We start from the raw sequence: 15161 nt of genomic DNA on the forward strand, positions 1-15161 counted from the left end.
GTTGATTGTCATGAAACCAGAAGATAAGCTATCCCAATCGGTTCAACATTTGGTCAATACGAATGAAGTAACGATCGTTCAAGCAATGGGGGAATTGAGAAAATCCGGAAAAGAGGCAGTGCCAGTGCTTGTTGAAGCCTTAAAAGAAGAGGGTTCTTTGCGGAATATTGCAGCAGCGGTTCTTGGTGAATTTGGAGCAGATGCAGGGGACGCAGCTGAGTCTCTTGCCAAGCTATTGGAAAGTGAAGAAGAGGAGACAAGAATGGCGGCTGCCATCTCACTCATGAGAATTGGGCAGCCTAGTTTGCCATTTCTTCTGCCATTGGCCAAACGTTATGAGGGACCTACTTGTTTTTGGGCATCTTGGTGTATCTCTTGGATTGACCCATCAAAAATCGAAAAAAACATGTACGAGTGCCTAAAACAGGAACAAGAACATCCATCAGGGAATGTGGCCCCTTTTGCTGCAGAGGAAGCATTAGGAAAAATTATCGCTTTTCAATTAAAAGAAAAGGGGGATGAATAGTGGAAACGCAAATACTCAAATGGCCTGAGCATCTTCCTTGGATTCATCCTTCAGGTCAGAAGTGTTTATCTGAAGGGCAACATCTACTTCTTTATTTTTGGTCAGTCAATTGTCCTCATTGTGAAGAATTAACCGATCACATTCTACATCGTGTGGATCAGCTGGGTATCCATTTAACCTGTGTCCATGTTCCATATACGGAAGAAGAAAAATCGATAGGTGTTGTTTCGAAATATGCAGAGGAAAAGAATCTGACAGCTCCCATCATATTGGATCAAGATTATGATATTGTCACAAAATATAAGATTCAAGGATTACCAAGCTTTTGCCTCATAGATAAAGATGGGCAATTAATAGATCGGAAAATGGGAGATGCCGGCTGGGAGAAAATATTGAAAAAGCTAGAAAAACAATCTTAATTACGGTTATGGTGGAGTGCGTTTTGTTTCAATCAAACAAAGAATTAAAAAGAAATGCGGTTTTTTTCGCAGGTGTGGGAGCTGTCTTGCTGATTCTCATGATGCTGAAATGGTTGCCGATTTCAGCAGACTGGGAGCTGGCGTTGATTTTGTTCGGATTGGGGATTTTGTTTTATGTGAAGCGTGTGCTGTGGAAAGAGGAAAAAGGTCATCATTCATGAGTATGTTACCTAGAATGTATATTCTAGGCTCAGCGTGTAGACAAACCCTCGCATTCTGTGTCAGTCCTGCGTGCCGGTGCTCACGAATCTCAAATTCGCTCCGCTCCGGTACTCGTCCTTCCTAGACTGCAAAGGTTTTCTATCACGCTGAAAAGAAGACAAAGGGCTAAAATAAAGATCATTTTAGCCCTTTGTCAACAATCTGTACCTAGAATGTATATTCTAGGTTTTTTTATTAAATTTACCTTAAAACGTATCTTTTCACATGGGGATATGAACCAATTTTTAAAAAGTGTGGTAGGATAAATATGCTTTATTTTTATTTTTTTTTGAAGGAGCTGTCGTGTTGAAGGGTTCTAGGGTTGAGTTAATTGATAGTTTACGTGGTTTTAGTTTATTAGGTATTTTGATCGTGAATATGCTTAATTTTCAATATGATTATGATTTTGAGAAAATGTTTGATTCGAGCCTGTGGGGACAGGAGTTTGGGGTATATGTGACGGAGATTTTGTTCCAGGGGTCGTTTTATCCGATTTTTTCATTTTTGTTTGGATATTCTTTTGTCAAGCTGATTGAATCAACGCAGTCGAAGGGGCTGAATACGAATGCCATCGTGATTCGACGGGGCTTTGGTCTGATTGTGCTTGGTATGCTTCATTACATATTTATTTGGAATGGTGATATTCTTCTTTATTATGGAGCTTGTACGTTTTTCTTGATGATGTTTATGGGCAGCCGGGTGAAAACAACACTTATATGGGCGGGAATATTAGGTGCCTTGTCATTAGTGGTCGTACCTTACATGATGAATTTTGTGTATGGAAATGATGATTTATTAAATGATGTGTATGCAAAGGGTGCATATGGCGATATTTTGTTGAGCCGGATTACGATTGAAGACGATATGATGATTGTCACCATTATTATGGCGATCGTGACTATTACGCTGATGCCGATACTCGGCTTTCTTTTCGGTACGATAATGGTTGGTCCGTTTGCACTGCTTGGCATGGCAATTGGGAAAAGAGGGCATCTGACTGAAGAAGATCGAGGGATGGCTTACCGTAAAGGCTGGGCATGGATGATTTTGATCGGGATCGCGCTAAAATGTGTGACGTTCATTGATGCCCCTTGGAGTGAAATGGTGATGACGTTAGGTGCTTATGTACTGACGCTCGGTTATATTCAAGCGTTTATTGTTTTTTACTATTCAAAGGCAGCCCAAGGCCTAAAGCGTCTGCTTGCAGGACTTGGCCGTTTGTCTCTATCTAACTATTTAGCGCAATCGATTATTTGTACAACGATTTTTTATTCGTATGGACTTGGTTTATTTGGACAGATAGGCTCATTGTTTGGACTGCTGCTCGCTGTCGGGCTTTATACAGCACAGCTGTTCATCAGCTATCTGTATTTGAAAAAGTGGAGAAGAGGTCCTGTGGAATGGCTCATGGGAAGATGGGTGTATTGGAGATAAATCGTTTTATTGTAAAGACCGCATAGCTGAAGGGCTGTGCGGCTTTTTAGTTGAATTCCATTAAAAAATAGTTGAATATTCTTTCAATGTGTATATAATGTATATATAGTATATATACAATATTCGCGATTCAACACCGCTACAAGATACAATGAAAAAAGAGGTTTTTATATGCAAATTACGATTTCCAACCACTCTAAGGAGCCAATCTATGAGCAAATTACGAATCAAATTAAATCAATGATTTTAACGGGTGAGCTTGCTGAAGGTGCAGCTCTGCCGTCTATTCGAAAGCTGGCGAAGGATTTACAAATTAGCGTCATCACCACAAAGCGAGCGTATGAAGAGTTAGAGAAAGCAGGATTTATTTATTCAATTGTAGGCAAGGGGTCATTTGTTGCGGAGCAAAATGTCGAAGTCATGAGAGAGAAAAAATTGAAGGTGATTGAGGAGCAGCTTGGAGCGGTTGTATCAAACGGCAAAGAATTAGGCTTATCTTTTGATGAATTGCAGCAATTATTAAAGTTCTTATATGAGGAGTGAGATAGGTGGAACATGTGATTGAATTCAAAGGGGTTTCGAAACGTTTCAAGGACTTTGCCATTCAGGGTCTTGATTTGCAAGTGAAGAAAGGCTTTGTCACAGGGTTTATTGGGGAAAATGGTGCCGGTAAGTCGACCACCATCAAAATCATCATGAACTTGTTAAAACCGGATGCGGGTGAGGTGAAGATTTTTGGGCTAGATTATCACACGCATGAAAAAGAGATAAAGGAACGGATCGGGTTTGTTTACGATGCCAATGTGTTTTTTCCAGGGCTGAACTTAAAGGACATCAAACGAATTGTGGCACCTGCTTATAAACGCTGGGATGACAGGCTTTTTTATCAATATATTGAACAGTTTGGCCTGCCGCTTCATAAAGCGATTAAAACATTCTCAAAAGGGATGCAGATGAAGGCTTCACTGGCGATTGCGCTGTCGCATCATGCAGAACTGATTATCATGGATGAACCAACTGCTGGTTTAGACCCGGTATTTAGAAGAGAGCTGCTCAGCACGTTACAAGAGTTAATGATTGATGGGAATCGGACGATATTTTTCTCAACACATATGACGACTGATTTAGACCGGATAGCGGATTATATTGCGTTTATTCAAAATGGGCAATTGGTCTTTCAGCAGTCGATTCATGATGTAGCAGAGAATTATGCACTGGTGAAAGGAAGCCTGGATTTATTGGATCGAGACACAGAAAGGGCCTTTGTCCATATTCAGCGTACAGCAGCAGGATTTGAAGCATTAACAGATCGAATCGATGAAGTGAATCATATTTTTGGGGACGCTGTTGTCATGGAACGGGCATCACTGGAGGATATTATGTTTTACTTGAAAGGCGGGGTGCAGCATGTTTCATTTAATTAAACGTGATGTGATTTTACAGAAAAAGCAGCTGATGATTTTCCTGCCATTTATCCTATTTTTTATTATGATGGATGCGCATCCGGCATTGACGTTTCTAGTCGCTAGTTTCTTCATTCCTTTTAACACATATGCGTACGATGAGAAGGCAGAAACGAATATCTTATTAAATTCCTTGCCCTATACACGTAAAGAAATTATCGCATCACGTTATCTTGGCGCCATTTTTTATATGATTATCGCGATCGGGCTGACAAGTGCTGCATTATTTAGCTTTGGCAAGCTGTTTACGATGACGGATATTGCACTTGGCAGTGGGCTGTTTTTATTGTTTGTAGCGTTTACATTTCCTTTGTTTTATATCCTGAAGCCTGGCTATATCACAATGGCAGTGATCATTGTGTTTATCATTTTATCCCGTATAGGACCGCCGATTGTGGCCTTTTTAGTAGAGCATTTCAGTGTGATCACTGATTTTGTGATGAATTTATCAATTCCAATTCTATATACCGGATCAGTTGTGCTGATTATGTTGATCTATTTGATGTCTTGGGGACTTTCTACTGCCATCTATCAAAGGAAAGTGTTCTAAGAAGAATTTCAGCGGAATCGATTCAATGTTGATCATGATCGCAATTTTGATCAAAACGTGCTTGTCGTTTTGTTTTATGATCAAGAAGAGGTGAGGGAGATGGTGTACAGTCAAGTCACGCAAGAGGTGATTTCCTATTTAGAGTCGCATTTGATGGATGAGCTGTCGCTGAGGCAGGTGCCTGAGAAAGTGGGATATTCACATTTTCATTTGCTCCGTATTTTTAAAAAAGAAACAGGATTGTCGATGGGAGAATATGTGCGGAAACGAAGGTTAGCCACAGCTGCGCAGCTTCTCTTGTATACGGATCAGGGGATTCTGGATATTGCTTTTACGATGCAATTCCAATCGCAGGAAGCCTTTACGCGTGCTTTTAAGCATCTCTATTCTTTACCTCCCGGAATGTACAGGACATTGATGAGAGATATGCAAATGAAAAAGGAGGAAGGTTCGATGACATTACATGAAGCAGTGCCTGGCTGGGGGCTCAGTGGTTCACATCCGCATATGTATGAGATGGGTGTTGATACAGCAGTGTTCCATACTGGGAAGCAATCAGGTGTCTTATCATCTAAAGAGGGCGTCCAAGATGGACAGTTTGCGACGATGATGCAAGGGTTTCAGGCGAAAGACTATGTGGGGAAACGGTTTAAGCTCTCTGCTTTCTTAAAAACAGAAGATGTTTCTTCTGCAGGAATTTGGATGCGGGTGGATGATGGAAAGGGCGATATGATGCAGTTTGATAATATGCAGAATCGACCTGTGACAGGCTCTACGGAATGGAATCAATATTCGATTGTATTAGATATCCCTTCTCAGAGTGAATCCATTCATTTTGGGGTGCTGCTCAGTGGTCATGGAACTGTATGGACTGACGGTTTTCGATTTGAGGAAGTGGATGAGAGAACACCTACGACCAATATGGTGGAGACATCGTCACTGCCAGATGTTCCTGTGAATTTACAATTTGAGCTGGAGAAGACCGTGTGAGCGGTCTTTTTTGTTCTATACAAACCTGTATTGACAGTTTATAATGAAGCATATAATATACATACCAACGGTCGGTATTTAAAAGGAGGCGTTTCATTTGGCCAGAAATAAATATCCAGAAAAGACGATCCAGCAGATTTTGGACGTGTCGACGAAGTTGTTTCAGGAAAAAGGATTCGAAAAGACGAGCTTGCAGGATATTATCTATGAATTAAATATGTCTAAGGGTGCTATTTATCATCATTTTAAATCGAAGGAAGAAATATTACGCGCCGTGATGGATCGGCAGTTTCGTTATGCGACGCAGAAGCTTGAGGAGCTGATTGCGCATACGGAGGCAGCTCATGGGAAAGAGAAGCTGCAACGTATTTTAGAGCAGCTTGTCGCAGATCCACAGTCTCATTCGATTGATGGGATCTTGGTTGACCAGATCAAAAACCCACAATTTGTGGTTGAAGGGATGAAGGCAGGAGTAAATCAGGATGCGCTTAAAATCAAAAGGCTAATTCTTGAAGGGATTGAAGATGGTTCAATGACGACTGCTTTTCCTGGTGAAGTGGCAGAAGTGTTTATGCTTCTTGTGAATATATGGCTGAATCCAACGCTGTTTGTTCGTGATCAAGAAGACACTGTTCAGCGTTTGCATTTTTTACAACAGATGATGAAAGGGCTTGGAGTGGATGTGGTGAGTGATCTATTTATACAAAAGGTGACAGCGCATTATGCTGGAATTGGAGGGTATGATCAGCCTGGAACATAAAGGGTCAGAAAAGAGACAAACAGAAAAATTCATGTAATAGGAGGGTGCTTTATGCTTCACTTCATGAAACTTGGGATAAGAAAAAGTCATATGAAACATTACATTCAAGCTAGTTTTATAGCAAGTATTGTGCTGCTAGTATTGATCTATTTTGTTGCGTTTGTTGCACAAGTTGAACAAGAACCGGGTTTTCAGCAATATACGAATATTTATTTGTTAACTAGTACAGTATGTATGATCTTTTTTTCTATCATAACGGCTATGATGTATTGGCGAGTTGTGATGACTGCATATAAGGAACATCAATCCAAGTCAGCGAATTTGACCACATTACTCCTTTCTAAAATGATCTGGATGATGTGCTTTTCAACGATTGCGATGATGTGTAGTATCACTCCCTCTTTTGTTATGTTTAGTGTTACTGAAATGTTCTTCCCGATTGTTCATGATACGCTGACGGCTGATGTTCTTTTTGATTTTATCAAAACGTTTCTTGTGTTTACTTGTTGTGTCAATGGGATTGGCATGATTGCGATGAGAGTGGGGTTGATGATGAAATCTATTTTTATCACCATCCTGACGGCGATTGTTCTATGTGCTGTTTTGGGAAACGTATCGATAGCCATCTATGGAAATGATCAATTGAATCTTGTCCTGTCAGGAGTAATGATCGCAGCTGTCTTCATTGTGATCTTGGAATTGTGGAGCAGCATTGGCCGGCGGCAAACGAGGTAATTCATGATGGGAAAAGGAGGGAGACATGTGGAGCATATAGTTCGAATTGAGGAAGCGGTATTTGAACTATCATTAGACTGGCTGCTAGGAGAGGTTCATATTCACCACCATGATCATCCTTATCTATTGATTCATCAAACCACGAATCACGCTTTTCCTCATCGGTATTTACTACATCATCAGGTACGGGAAGGAAGGCTGATGATTCAAGATAGAAGAAAAAGAACGTTTAGCTTAGGACTCCACCTTCATAAAACGGATTTGGAGATTTATCTCCCCAAAAAACAAATACAGTCCATGTCTATTCATTGTAAAGGAGCAAATCTTCACCTAGATGGGCTGAAGATGGAGGATGTCCATTGCGAATTGATTTCTGGAAAGTCGATGTTAACGGGTGAAATCAAGCACCTCCATTTACAGACAGTTGGTGGGCTTATTTCTAGTCATCGGCTCATCACACACATATTGAGATTGCGAGCCACATCGTCAAAAGTGGAGATGTTAGGTGCTTTTGCAGATATTGATCTGAAGGCAACAGGTAGAAGGATACAGATTCATTCTACGACTATGCTGCATTCACTCAAATCTACTTCAACTGGAGCATCTGTCAAAGTGGCCATTCCGGAAAATGATGGATTTATTTGTTATGTGAAGAAAAGATCAGGTGCTTTTCAAAATGACTTTACTTGTTTTGATGAGAAGGAGAAAATGGTTTATAAAAATGGAAAGAGGACCTTCGAGATCGACATAAGAGGTGGGCAGTTTCTGTTAAGTGATTTACTTTGAAGCGATCTTCAGTCTTCGATTCAGTATATCAATATAAAATAATTTGAACATCTTTTTATGTCAGAATATTTTGTTAAAAGTGTTTTCCTCAAAAAAACAATTGTTTTTTAAGGGTAGATTTATTATGATAATATACATCGAAAGATTGATGTTTCTCAATCAGAATGAAAATTCTGATTTTTGTTTTTTATGTTGTTTGTTGATGAGGGGGAAGAAAAGTGGCTCAAAAGGAATTAAAGAGAGGGTTAAGTGCCCGCCATATTCAAATGATTGCACTCGGCGGCACGATTGGCGTTGGCTTATTTATGGGGTCAGCCAAGGCCATTCAATGGACAGGTCCATCGGTTCTGCTGGCGTACGCAGTGTGTGGCATCTTTATCTTTTTTATTATGCGTGCGATGGGAGAAATGTTATATCTTGAACCGAGTACAGGATCGTTTGCTACATTTGGACATCAATATATTCATCCGCTTGCGGGGTATATGACGGCTTGGAGTAACTGGTTCCAGTGGGTCATTGTCGGGATGTCTGAAATTATTGCCGTAGGCGCTTATATGAAATATTGGTTCCCGGAGCTGCCGGCGTGGATTCCAGGATTAATTGCGATGATCATTTTAGGCGCGGCGAACTTAATTTCGGTGAAATCGTTCGGTGAGTTTGAATTTTGGTTTGCGATGATCAAGATTGTGACGATTATCTTGATGATTATTGCGGGTCTAGGTATTATTTTCTTTGGATTTGGAAATGGCGGAACAGCGATTGGTTTGTCTAACCTTTGGGCGCATGGCGGGTTCTTTACAGGTGGATTTAGTGGATTCTTGTTTGCGTTGTCTCTTGTTATTGCTGCCTATCAAGGGGTAGAACTGATTGGGATTACAGCAGGTGAGGCGCGAAATCCGCAAAAGACGCTGACAAATGCAATCAAAAGCATCATCTGGCGTATTTTGATTTTCTATATCGGTGCGATTTTTGTCATTGTGACCGTGTACCCTTGGGATCAGCTGAATACTCTTGGCAGTCCATTTGTGGCGACGTTTGCGAAAATTGGAATTACAGCGGCAGCAGGTATTATTAACTTTGTTGTCATTACAGCAGCTATGTCTGGCTGTAACAGTGGTATTTTCAGTGCGGGACGTATGCTTTATACATTAGGTGTGAATGGACAGGCACCAGCTTTCTTTACAAAAATTTCAAAGAATGGTGTGCCGTATTTTGGGACATTTGCTGTGCTGATCGGTCTAGCGGTAGGAGTTGTCCTGAATTATGTTTCTCCGCCAAATATTTTCGTGTATGTGTATAGTGCGAGTGTTCTTCCTGGTATGGTGCCTTGGTTTGTGATTTTAATTAGTCACATCGGCTTCAGAAGGGCAAAGGGTGCAGCGCTTGATCAGCACCCATTCAAGATGCCGCTTGCGCCACTTTCTAACTATCTAACAATCGGTTTCTTACTGATGGTTCTTGTGTTTATGTTCTTTAATCAGGATACACGCATTTCTCTCATTGTGGGAATTGTGTTCTTGATTGTAGTGACGCTTAGCTTTTATGCATTTGGAATTGGAAAAAGAAAACCAATCCAAGCGGGATCAGCTGATCAAACAGTGAAATAATAGAAAGCCTTGCGGAATGAATGAACCGCAAGGCTTTTGTTGTTTACAGCGAGGCTTTTACACGCTGAAAGACATCTGGAAAGTTGGTGAAAAGGCCGGTGATGCCATATTGCAGAAGACGGGTCATGTCTGCTTCGCTGTTTACTGTATATGGGTGAAGGAGGAGCCCTTGGATTCTGACCTGCTGCACGTTCTCAAGAGTTAATGCTCTAAAATTTGGTCCGACACCTACTGCGTAAGTTTTGATGAAGCCGAGCTGATCGTCTGTGATGGACGTCATTTGGGCTCTGTCTAATAGCTGGACTTTTGGAAGATGCGGAGCTAGTTTCTGTAGTTTTAGCAGGCTGTCTTGACTGAAGGATTGGATGATGACCTGCCCTTTTCTAGTATGTTTTCCGAGAAGATGATGTTTTTTTAAGGCGGCCAATAATTTCTCTTCCATTTGCGGATAAAGGTCTGGTTTTTTTGTTTCAATATAATAATTCTCTCGTTTGCCGAAATAGCGCAACACCTCATCTAATGTGAGGACTTGCTGTCCAATATAGTGGGCATTTTGTTTGTCGGGGTTGGCGTCGTTAAACCATGCGCCGGCATCGAGCTGTTTGATTTCGGCAAGTGTGAGGTCTTTGACCCAGCCTGTTCCGTTTGTCGTCCGGTCAACGGTTTCATCGTGCATGACGATGAGATGTCCATCCTTTGTCATTTGGAGGTCGAGTTCGAGGTAATCTGCATTCATTTTTGTGGCGAGCTTGTAGGAAGCCAGGGTATGCTCTGGTGCATACCCTGATGCTCCGCGATGTGCTACGGTTAGGATACGATCTGGAGATAAAAGATTTTCATGTGCCGATACGGTGGTCGGCACCCACGCAAAAGACAGTAAAGCAAAAGAGAGTAACACGAAAGCAAGTAATCTACTTTTCTTCATATTTTATCCTCCTTTTACGGTAACTGCCTTCATCATAAGAAATAGATGTAAAGGGCATGTTGGGCGGATATGAATCTTTTATGTGATTTTCATTAAGCTTGCTCTACACGCTTTCCTGTATTCCATGTCATCGCCAGGAAGACAATCGCAAGCACACAAGAACCAACCAGTAAAATAAAGCCTCCTGTCCAGTCATAGTGATCCACGACTACGCCCATCATGGCATTGGCAAAGGCAGAGCCGCCAATATAGCCGAAGAAGCCTGTGAGCCCGGCAGCAGTGCCAGCGGCTTTTTTAGGGGCGAGATCAATGGCTTGAAGTCCAATAAGCATGACAGGTCCGTAAATCAAAAACCCGATGCTGATCAGGGCAATGTTATCGACCATTGGATTGCCAGCAGGATTTAACCAGTACACGACAACGGCAATTAAAACACCAACCATAAAGAGGACGCCTGCTGGTGCGCGCCGGCTTCTAAAGAAGCGGTCACTGATCCACCCGCACAATAATGTACCGGGAATGCCCGCATATTCATAAAGAAAATAAGACCAGCGTGAATGCTCTGGTGAGAACCCCTTTGCTTCCGTTAAGTAAGTAGGCGCCCAGTCAACGACACCGTAGCGGACGAAGTACACAAAGACGTTGGCAATGGCAATATACCAAAGGAATTTATTGTTGAGTACATATTTAAATAAAATCTCTTTCACTGTTAATTCTTTTTCTTGATCTTCATATTGTTGTGCCGGATAGTCATTTCGATATTCCTCGATTGGCGGAAGACCAGCGGATTGCGGGGTATCCCGTACGAGAAGAATGATCACGAAGGAGACGATAATGGCAATGATGGCAGGGAAGAAAAAGATACTTTTCCAAGTCGCAAACAACACAATACCCAACGTGATGAGTGGTGCAAGGATACCCCCGCCGATATTGTGAGCGACGTTCCAAATGGACATTTTCGTTCCACGTTCACTAACCGAAAACCAATGCGCCATCGTACGTCCGCATGGAGGCCACCCCATTCCTTGGAACCAGCCGTTTAAAAACATGAATAAAAACATGATCCATACACTTGATGTCACCCATGGAAACGAGACAAATAGGATATTAATAAGGGCTGATAGAAAGAGTCCGGTGGCTAAAAAGTATCGTGGGTTACAGCGGTCCGAGATCATGCCCATGATGAATTTACTAAAGCCATAAGCGATGGAGACAGCCGCTAGCACAAAGCCTAATTCACTTTTCGTGAACCCTTCTTCCTGTAAATAAGGGATGGCAAAGGCGAAATTTTTGCGCAGCAAATAGTAGCCCGCATACCCGATAAAGATCCCTAAAAAGACTTGCAGCCGCAGCCGTTTATAGGTCTCGTCTGTTTTGGCATCATCGAGCCTGTCGATATGCGGAGCGGGTTTAAACCATTTCAACATAAAAATCCTCCTCTTGTAGATGTCCATGACTGAAGAAAAAGTCTGAGATCTGTTCGTGATCTTGTACCTTTTCAGAGACAAAAGAATTGATAACGCTTTCTTTTGTACTCCCATCATATCGGATGAAGGAGATGTTTATGATGAGGCTTTTGTCATTATTTTGGAAAAATCATTCATGAAGTGACGAAAAAAATCCGCACAATGGCGGATTTTTTCATAGCGGTTAAATGGACACATTCACTTTCGCAGATTTCTTTAGTTTTTCAATTTCTTTTTGTACTTCTTTCTGCTTTTCTTGAGATTCTAACTGTTTTTTAATTTGTGATTTGATCTCTTTGTATTCTGGTGCTTTTTGCTTTTGTTTTTTCATTTGTTCTGCGTATTGGTCATAGTACGCTTTGACGTCTTTTTCAGAGACAGAGGCTGATTTGATTTCTTTGTCGACATATTGGCTGTATTTGATGCTGTCGGCAATGTCACTTTTTAACTGGTCCATTGTGAGTCCGCTCTTTTTGAGTGCTTCTTCGAATTGAGCGTTGTCTTTAAATTGTTTCTTTTCTTCTTTTAGCTGCTTATCTACTTCTTTGTCAGAGGCTTTGAAGCCCTTCTTTTCAGCATCTTGCAGGATGAGCTCTTGACCTACGAGCGCATCAATGGTTTGTTTCTTGACTTCTTTTGCACCTTCTTTAGAAGTTGGGTCTTGCCCTGTTTGCTGAAGCTGCCCTTGAATGGTTGATAAGGCGCTATTGTATTCACTGCCTGTGATTTTGTCTTTGTTGACGGTCGCAACGACCTTTTGATCATCGATTTTTTGTGCATCTAATTTCTTTTGCATCTCTTCCATTTGCTTTTGCTGCTCTTTTTGATCAGCCTGCGTTGTTTCATTTTTTTTTGCTGAATCATTCTGCTTATCCTGTTTTGCATCGTTTGATGAGCAGGCTGCAAGCCCAACAGATAACAGACTAGCGATGAGTGTATATGATACCTTTTTCATCATTTTCTCTCCCTTCGGTATGAGAACATCTAGTGCGCATTCTAACCGTTTTAGAGGAAAAATAAAACCGTATAAACGAATTGTTAGCGGATTGACATTTTTTTTATCTGTTTGTCCTCATTTTGACTTCTCTCAGTCATCATATGACAAACTCAAGAATGGAACAATTGTTCAATTGCCTCATCAATATTGGTGATCGGCTGGCGGCAGCTGTAGTTTTCACAAATATACACGGTGGTGCTGCCGTCGATTGTTTTGTAATCTTTTGCAAATGGTGCGAGCTGTGCCAGATCCTGTCCTGTTTCAGCGGTCAAAATAAAATCAAATGGCATGAATCGTTTTCGAAGCGCCTGTAAAAGCCGCTCTTTTTGCGGGTCGTCATTTTTCCCGAGAATGATGATTTCTCGTTTGGCGGCATATTGACTCAAGAGCCCTTGCAAAAAGGCTGTGTGTCCGCTTGGGTAGGAAGAGACATCGACGTAAAAGGCTTTGAACATCTGCTCTAATTTTTCAAGCCAGTCTTGCCGTCCGATCATTCTGCTCAACGTGAGGAGCTGCTTCAGTGCGGTGCTGTTACCAGAAGGCATGGCACCGTCGTACACTTCTTTTTCTCGAACGATGAGCGCTTCCGCATCTGATCCTGAGAAGAAAAAGCCCCCTTTTTCCTCGTCCCAAAACAGCTCAAACATGTTCTCGGCAACGGTCTTCGCTTTTTCAAGAAAGTCTTGTTCAAAGGTCGCTTCGTATAAAGACAAATAGGCTGAAAGCATATGCGCATAATCCTCGATAAAGCCTAGATGCTTCACATCCCCTTCTCTGTAGCGGACCATGAGTCGTTCATGTTGGACGAGGTGTGTTTCTAGAAAAGACATCGCCTGCTTCGCCATGCTGATGGCTTCCTCTGCATCAAATACCCTTCCTGCTTTGGCAAGTGCAGAGATCATCAGTGCATTCCAGGATGTGAGCACCTTGTCATCGACAAGCGGTGCGGGACGCTGCTGTCTCACGGATTGTAAGATGTGCTGAGCGAATTGCAGCTTGGACTGAAGGGTTTTGTCGTCTATCAAAAACGATGCTTTGATGTCATCAAATGAGGTTGAAATCGTGTGAGGGATGTTCCACCCTTCAAAGTTCCCCTCTTCTGTGATGTGGTAGACCGCGCAGAATAAAGCGCCAAGGTCGTCGCCTAAATGGGTCATGATCTCATCTTTTGACCAGACGTAATATTGCCCTTCTTTCCCTTCCGAATCTGCATCTATCGCTGAATAAAAGGAGCCGTCACGATTTATCATGTCTTGTTTGATAAATTGGATGAGGTGGTGGACAAGCTTTTCATACTCAGGTTGTTGAGTGAGCTGATAGGCTTCCGTGTATGCTTCCATCAGCAAGGCGTTATCATACAGCATCTTTTCGAAATGCGGCACAAGCCATTTTTCATCCGTCGAATAACGAGAAAAGCCTGAACCAATATGGTCATAAATACCGCCGTTTGCCATACCGTCTAACGTTTTCGTGACCGCATATAACGCATTTTCTTGCCCTGTCCATTCGTAATAGCGCATAAGGAACGTGAGCATATGAGGTGCAGGAAATTTCGGTGCAGAACCGAACCCGCCATAAAGCGTATCAAAGCTGCTCATGAGCTGATAATAGGCTTTGTGGATGGATTCTTGAGACAGCGTGTTTTCTGTCTGTCCTGCTGATTTGATGCGCAGATTATTTGTCGCCTTCTCTGCCAATGATTCGATATGATCTCGGTCGTTGTGATACGCATCCAGTAATTGCGTCAGTGCCTCGATGAAGCCCGGACGTCCGTAAGCACTTCTCTTTGGAAAATATGTCCCCGCATAAAAAGGCTTTTGATCAGGCGTGACAAACACATTCAGCGGCCAGCCGCCTTGCCCCGTCATCATCTGACAAACAGACATATACATCGAGTCGATATCTGGACGCTCCTCACGATCGACTTTAATCGAAATAAAATGCTCATTTAAGATGTCGGCGACTTGTTGATCTTCGAAGCTTTCGTGTGCCATGACGTGGCACCAGTGGCATGTGGCATAGCCAATGCTGACAAGTACAGGTTTGTTTTCACGTTTGGCTTTGTCGAAGGCTTCTTGCCCCCACGGGTACCAGTGAACTGGGTTGTGGGCGTGCTGAAGGAGGTATGGCGATTTTTCAGTGATGAGTGGGTTGGGTGTTTGGTTGTTTGGCATGGGTCACCTTCTTTCATGTAATATTTTACTGTGTACTTTTCCTTTAGTGAGAATACGTCTTTTTATAA

Annotated in this window: 16 protein-coding genes and 1 pseudogene; 12 read left to right on the forward strand and 5 right to left on the reverse strand. The window is 42.1% G+C overall.

The features are described 5' to 3' along the window. Positions 1–10 precede the first annotated feature (10 nt). From NPA43_RS01145 to NPA43_RS01200, 12 genes are all read left to right on the forward strand, one after another. On the forward strand, positions 11–526 hold the full coding sequence (locus NPA43_RS01145; RefSeq protein WP_099726222.1) for a HEAT repeat domain-containing protein: 516 nt from the start codon (positions 11–13) through the stop codon (positions 524–526). After that, positions 526–945 carry a TlpA family protein disulfide reductase gene (locus tag NPA43_RS01150; RefSeq protein WP_099726221.1) on the forward strand — a complete coding sequence of 140 codons (420 nt, stop codon included), beginning with the start codon at positions 526–528 and terminating at the stop codon, positions 943–945. Before NPA43_RS01145 ends, NPA43_RS01150 begins: the two co-directional genes overlap by 1 nt. Before the next feature lie 23 nt (positions 946–968). After that, positions 969–1166, forward strand: coding sequence for a hypothetical protein (locus NPA43_RS01155; RefSeq protein ID WP_099726220.1), 198 nt, complete (start codon positions 969–971; stop codon positions 1164–1166). Positions 1167–1512: 346 nt separating this feature from the next. After that, a complete protein-coding gene (locus NPA43_RS01160; protein ID WP_099726219.1) occupies positions 1513–2640 on the forward strand; it encodes a DUF418 domain-containing protein in 1128 nt (375 codons plus the stop codon). 171 nt (positions 2641–2811) lie between these two features. Continuing rightward, positions 2812–3183, forward strand: coding sequence for a GntR family transcriptional regulator (locus tag NPA43_RS01165; protein WP_099726218.1), 372 nt, complete (start codon positions 2812–2814; stop codon positions 3181–3183). A 5-nt stretch (positions 3184–3188) separates the two neighbouring features. Next, the gene (locus NPA43_RS01170) at positions 3189–4064 is read left to right on the forward strand and encodes an ABC transporter ATP-binding protein (protein ID WP_099726217.1); all 876 of its coding nucleotides are present in this window, start codon (positions 3189–3191) and stop codon (positions 4062–4064) included. Beyond that, entirely contained in the window at positions 4048–4653 is a 606-nt protein-coding gene (locus NPA43_RS01175) for an ABC-2 transporter permease (protein ID WP_099726216.1), read from the forward strand. The genes NPA43_RS01170 and NPA43_RS01175 overlap by 17 nt, the downstream gene beginning before the upstream one ends. 99 nt (positions 4654–4752) lie before the next feature. Continuing rightward, the gene (locus NPA43_RS01180; protein WP_256499232.1) at positions 4753–5643 is read left to right on the forward strand and encodes a helix-turn-helix domain-containing protein; all 891 of its coding nucleotides are present in this window, start codon (positions 4753–4755) and stop codon (positions 5641–5643) included. Positions 5644–5770: 127 nt separating this feature from the next. Beyond that, positions 5771–6403 carry a TetR/AcrR family transcriptional regulator gene (locus NPA43_RS01185; protein WP_230031266.1) on the forward strand — a complete coding sequence of 211 codons (633 nt, stop codon included), beginning with the start codon at positions 5771–5773 and terminating at the stop codon, positions 6401–6403. Positions 6404–6454: 51 nt separating this feature from the next. Then, positions 6455–7138 carry a bacitracin ABC transporter permease gene (locus NPA43_RS01190; RefSeq protein ID WP_256499233.1) on the forward strand — a complete coding sequence of 228 codons (684 nt, stop codon included), beginning with the start codon at positions 6455–6457 and terminating at the stop codon, positions 7136–7138. Between the two features lie 27 nt (positions 7139–7165). Continuing rightward, positions 7166–7924, forward strand: coding sequence for a DUF4097 family beta strand repeat-containing protein (locus tag NPA43_RS01195; protein ID WP_256499234.1), 759 nt, complete (start codon positions 7166–7168; stop codon positions 7922–7924). A 218-nt stretch (positions 7925–8142) separates the two neighbouring features. Next, positions 8143–9531, forward strand: coding sequence for an amino acid permease (locus NPA43_RS01200; RefSeq protein WP_256499235.1), 1389 nt, complete (start codon positions 8143–8145; stop codon positions 9529–9531). A 43-nt stretch (positions 9532–9574) separates the two neighbouring features. Here the strand turns inward: NPA43_RS01200 and NPA43_RS01205 are convergent, their stop codons facing one another. The 5 genes and pseudogenes from NPA43_RS01205 to NPA43_RS01225 all read right to left on the reverse strand — a co-directional run. Next, positions 9575–10456, reverse strand: coding sequence for a glycerophosphodiester phosphodiesterase (locus NPA43_RS01205; protein WP_256499236.1), 882 nt, complete (start codon positions 10454–10456; stop codon positions 9575–9577). Positions 10457–10548: 92 nt separating this feature from the next. Continuing rightward, entirely contained in the window at positions 10549–11883 is a 1335-nt protein-coding gene (gene glpT / locus NPA43_RS01210) for a glycerol-3-phosphate transporter (protein ID WP_099726211.1), read from the reverse strand. Between the two features lie 223 nt (positions 11884–12106). Further along, positions 12107–12877 (reverse strand): SurA N-terminal domain-containing protein, encoded by a 771-nt coding sequence (locus NPA43_RS01215; protein WP_256499638.1) that lies wholly within the window; start codon positions 12875–12877, stop codon positions 12107–12109. Positions 12878–13029: 152 nt separating this feature from the next. After that, positions 13030–14517, reverse strand: a complete 1488-nt coding sequence (locus NPA43_RS19180) for a thioredoxin domain-containing protein (RefSeq protein WP_371930232.1) — start codon at positions 14515–14517, stop codon at positions 13030–13032. 84 nt (positions 14518–14601) lie between these two features. Further along, positions 14602–15093: pseudogene (locus NPA43_RS01225) on the reverse strand (thioredoxin domain-containing protein); the annotation flags it as partial. Positions 15094–15161: the final 68 nt, after the last annotated feature.

The sequence above is a fragment of the Bacillus pumilus genome (genome assembly GCF_024498355.1).
GTDB lineage: Bacteria > Bacillota > Bacilli > Bacillales > Bacillaceae > Bacillus > Bacillus pumilus_P.

Excerpts from the sequence above, each read along its gene's own strand:
- NPA43_RS01180 (WP_256499232.1), top strand. The coding sequence starts at position 4,753 with ATGGTGTACAGTCAAGTCACGCAAGAGGTGATTTCCTATTTAGAGTCG.
- glpT (WP_099726211.1), bottom strand. The coding sequence starts at position 11,883 with ATGTTGAAATGGTTTAAACCCGCTCCGCATATCGACAGGCTCGATGAT.
- NPA43_RS01215 (WP_256499638.1), bottom strand. The coding sequence starts at position 12,877 with ATGAAAAAGGTATCATATACACTCATCGCTAGTCTGTTATCTGTTGGG.
- NPA43_RS01175 (WP_099726216.1), top strand. The coding sequence starts at position 4,048 with ATGTTTCATTTAATTAAACGTGATGTGATTTTACAGAAAAAGCAGCTG.
- NPA43_RS01190 (WP_256499233.1), top strand. The coding sequence starts at position 6,455 with ATGCTTCACTTCATGAAACTTGGGATAAGAAAAAGTCATATGAAACAT.
- NPA43_RS01205 (WP_256499236.1), bottom strand. The coding sequence starts at position 10,456 with ATGAAGAAAAGTAGATTACTTGCTTTCGTGTTACTCTCTTTTGCTTTA.
- NPA43_RS19180 (WP_371930232.1), bottom strand. The coding sequence starts at position 14,517 with ATGAGCAGCTTTGATACGCTTTATGGCGGGTTCGGTTCTGCACCGAAA.
- NPA43_RS01165 (WP_099726218.1), top strand. The coding sequence starts at position 2,812 with ATGCAAATTACGATTTCCAACCACTCTAAGGAGCCAATCTATGAGCAA.
- NPA43_RS01145 (WP_099726222.1), top strand. The coding sequence starts at position 11 with ATGAAACCAGAAGATAAGCTATCCCAATCGGTTCAACATTTGGTCAAT.